Source organism: Alkalibacterium sp. m-11 (assembly GCF_054658155.1).
On sequence record NZ_BAAGIR010000251.1, the window covers coordinates 1 to 1,543 of the forward strand.

The window sequence follows — 1,543 nt, forward strand, 5'->3', positions numbered from 1 at the left end:
CTCAAAACTGAACAAAGTAAAAACCTGTGCAAGGTTCCGTGTGCCCTGATGGCACTATCCTTAGAAAGGAGGTGATCCAGCCGCACCTTCCGATACGGCTACCTTGTTACGACTTCACCCCAATCATCCAGCCCACCTTCGGCGGCTAGCTCCCTAAAAGGGTTACTCGACCGACTTCGGGTGTTCCAAACTCTCGTGGTGTGACGGGCGGTGTGTACAAGACCCGGGAACGTATTCACCGCGGCGTTCTGATCCGCGATTACTAGCGATTCCGGCTTCATGCAGGCGAGTTGCAGCCTGCAATCCGAACTGAGAATGGCTTTAGGAGATTAGCTGAACCTCGCGGTCTCGCGACTCGTTGTACCATCCATTGTAGCACGTGTGTAGCCCAGATCATAAGGGGCATGATGATTTGACGTCATCCCCGCCTTCCTCCGGTTTATCACCGGCAGTCTCGCTAGAGTGCCCAACTGAATGCTGGCAACTAACAATAAGGGTTGCGCTCGTTACGGGACTTAACCCAACATCTCACGACACGAGCTGACGACAACCATGCACCACCTGTCACTCTGTCCCCGAAGGGAAAGCCCAATCTCTTGGGTGGTCAGAGGATGTCAAGATCTGGTAAGGTTCTTCGCGTTGCTTCGAATTAAACCACATGCTCCACCGCTTGTGCGGGTCCCCGTCAATTCCTTTGAGTTTCAGCCTTGCGGCCGTACTCCCCAGGCGGAGTGCTTAATGCGTTAGCTCCAGCACTGAAGGGCGGAAACCCTCCAACACTTAGCACTCATCGTTTACGGCGTGGACTACCAGGGTATCTAATCCTGTTCGCTCCCCACGCTTTCGAGCCTCAGCGTCAATTACAGACCAGAAAGTCGCCTTCGCCACTGGTGTTCCTCCATATATCTACGCATTTCACCGCTACACATGGAATTCCACTTTCCTCTTCTGCATTCAAGTCTTCCAGTTTCCAATGACCCTCCACGGTTGAGCCGTGGGCTTTCACATCAGACTTAAAAGACCGCCTGCGCTCGCTTTACGCCCAATAAATCCGGACAACGCTTGTCACCTACGTATTACCGCGGCTGCTGGCACGTAGTTAGCCGTGACTTTCTGGTTAGATACCGTCAAGGAGGTGCCAGTTACTACACCTCTTGTTCTTCTCTAACAACAGAGCTTTACGATCCGAAGACCTTCTTCACTCACGCGGTATTGCTCCATCAGGCTTTCGCCCATTGTGGAAGATTCCCTACTGCTGCCTCCCGTAGGAGTCTGGACCGTGTCTCAGTTCCAGTGTGGCCGATCACCCTCTCAGGTCGGCTACGTATCACAGCCTTGGTGAGCCATTACCTCACCAACTAGCTAATACGCCGCGGGGCCATCCATAAGCGATAGCCGAAGCCATCTTTAATGATCTAAGCATGCGCTATGATCACCTATGCGGTATTAGCACCCGTTTCCGGATGTTATCCCCCTCTTATGGGCAGGTTCCCCACGTGTTACTCACCCGTTCGCCACTCATCCACACTCTGCAAGCAGAGTG

The 1,543-nt window shown here is 53.2% G+C and carries 1 rRNA gene; it reads right to left on the minus strand.

Going from position 1 to position 1,543, the window contains the following annotated elements:
* Positions 1–64: 64 nt before the first annotated feature.
* Positions 65–1,543, minus strand: a 16S ribosomal RNA gene (locus ACYQ2O_RS12200); the annotation flags it as partial.